The following is a 2,483-nucleotide window of genomic DNA, read 5'->3' on the forward strand; positions in this document are numbered from 1 at the left end:
ATTTAAAACTAAACGAAAAATGATGCTTTTTGACGATACTGTCTTTTGATAAACCCATTTTTTAATACAATTATTTTCAATAAAATAGCTTTATTCAACAGCGCTTAATTGCCACTGGTTGTCAACGATACTTAATCGATGCGTGACGTCTTGAGGACAGTCATGCATATCCAGCGGTACAGTGACTCGGTAACCTTGCTGGCGTAAGCTATCAACTTGTTGACGTAGCGTCTGTCTTTGTTCGCTATCCATATTGTTAATTGCAGCATAATCAACGACCACTACCACTGGAGCAGCCAGTTCGACATGTGCTAACAAGCGACTGACATCCATACTAAAACCTGTGGCTTCACGTGGCTGGCTATTTGTTAGGTGACCACCACTTTGCATACCATCGAAACGTCCACCACGTACTAATGGTTGGGTTTCACTGTTGATATAGCCATTAAATACAATACCAGTATGATAGTGATAGCCCGACAGCTCAGTGACATCGATACTGACATTACAATTCCACTGCTCTTGCAGATGGGTTTTTAAGCGCTGTAACTCATCGACTGCGGTAACAATCTCGGTATCTTGTTGTGCGGTATCTGACAGCTTCGCCAATAGCCGTGTCATGTCGTGACCAAAGCGCGCTAAAGCATAAAAATCACTACCCATGGGTAATGTTTGGCAGACGCGCTTTAACTCTGGTAAGTTTTTGTTGGCATATAAATGCATCAATTGCTTAGTGTCACTATCTGATAGCTCAACCAATAAAGCCAACCGTTTAAATATCGCCACATGACCCAAGTCAATGTGCAAAGCTGCACTCATATTTAGGTCATTGACCATCGTAAATAACACATCTATCAATTCAAAATCTGCACTTAGCGATGCACAACCAAATATCTCAGCACCTAACTGCAGTGGCGTACGCGATCCAAACAATCCTGAGGGTAAGGTATGAATGACATCACCTGCATAGCAATAACGCGCAATACCTGTCCCGCCATGATGGGCATCGATACGCAAAATTTGCGGCGTAATATCCGCGCGCACTCCCATCAAACGACCCGTAAGCTGATCGATGATTTTAAAGGTTTGGCGCTTAAGATCCTCTGAGGCATCACTTAACAATGACTCTGTAAACTCAATCATCGGCGGGTTAACCAGCTGATAGCCATGAGTGATAAGCTGCTGAGTCAACTGATGTCGCAGCACTTCTTGCTTTTGCGCATCTTCAAATAATACATCAACCACACCATCAGGTAGTAGCCAGTTATTAGCGACTTCTGCGGTAAAATTACTGAGATGAAAATTACTGAGATGAGACAGATGACTGGGTACGCTATTATCATCAGCATGCTGAGAGGTGGAATTATTTTCAGAACGTGATTGGACGGGTACCGCTGAATAAGAACTGACAGACACAATAAATCCTTGTTTGGCGTATTGCTTACCAAAAAACGCGGCATAGTAAGGTTTGATTTATATTTGCATCAACGATGAATATTGTATGTTTTTGACACATTTTTAACACGCAACACCATTGACCCAATTATTTATAAACAAACTAGGTAACCGCAAAAGGGTGAGTAATAAGTATAAGTTAGGATGATAAGACGAGTATCTTTATGCGCTAATTATAGTAAATGATCAGCGCACTTTATGTTTTAGTTTAGCATAGCAACTGGGGTTCGCCTAGTCACAATTCATATCAATACGTTCTATCTAGTCATAAATACATTATTGCATTATGGCGATTTATTCTTAGCCAAAACGATCGTTTATGATCGCTTTCATCCTCTATTAAGTCGTGATGAATGATTTGGTTCACATCTTTTTAATAGACCCATGTTACACTAGCCTATGTTTTAGGCTATTAGTAGACAGGCTATAATTATCTCGAGATAAAGTCGATACATTAGTAGCCACGCACAGCTGGTATAATTTTTTGCTTGCTAAAACTGCAGATATTACAGCAAATTTATTCCAGTTCGTTTACCTACAAAAACCACGACTAACAATATACAAACTACGGTAAAAATTTATCAACTCCCATTCTATACAATCACTTAATTTCGGAGACCTTATGTCATCTGACTACCACCCTAACCCTGCTATTAACCAGACCAATGTATTAGGTACTGCTCTTGCCAGCTGCTGCTTTGATCCTATTACTGGCTATTATCGTAATGGTTTTTGTCATACTGGCAATCATGATGTTGGTCAGCATACCGTTTGTGCCAAGATGACCAGTGAGTTTTTAAACTTTTCATCAAGCCGTGGTAATGACTTAATCACGCCTTTGCCAGAATACAACTTTCCAGGTCTAAAACCTGGTGATTATTGGTGTATCTGTGCGCTACGCTGGGTTGAAGCACTAGATTTCGATATCGCACCAAAATTGAAGCTAGAAGGTTGTCATGAGAGTTTATTAACACTGGTCGATATTGACACTTTAAAACGCTATGCGATATAACATCGACATGGTTTAT

The 2,483-nt window shown here is 40.2% G+C and carries 2 protein-coding genes; one reads left to right on the forward strand and one right to left on the reverse strand.

Annotation, left to right across the window (positions count from 1 at the left end):
* Nucleotides 1–90: 90 nt before the first annotated feature.
* Nucleotides 91–1,416, reverse strand: coding sequence for an ATP phosphoribosyltransferase regulatory subunit (locus tag ACS8FD_RS12975; protein WP_439260979.1), 1,326 nt, complete (start codon nucleotides 1,414–1,416; stop codon nucleotides 91–93).
* Between the two features lie 661 nt (nucleotides 1,417–2,077).
* Here ACS8FD_RS12975 and ACS8FD_RS12980 point away from each other — a divergent pair.
* On the forward strand, nucleotides 2,078–2,467 hold the full coding sequence (locus ACS8FD_RS12980; protein WP_299219506.1) for a DUF2237 family protein: 390 nt from the start codon (nucleotides 2,078–2,080) through the stop codon (nucleotides 2,465–2,467).
* Nucleotides 2,468–2,483: the final 16 nt, after the last annotated feature.

Source organism: Psychrobacter sp. 1U2 (assembly GCF_051847575.1).

Excerpts from the sequence above, each read along its gene's own strand:
- ACS8FD_RS12980 (WP_299219506.1), top strand. The coding sequence starts at position 2,078 with ATGTCATCTGACTACCACCCTAACCCTGCTATTAACCAGACCAATGTA.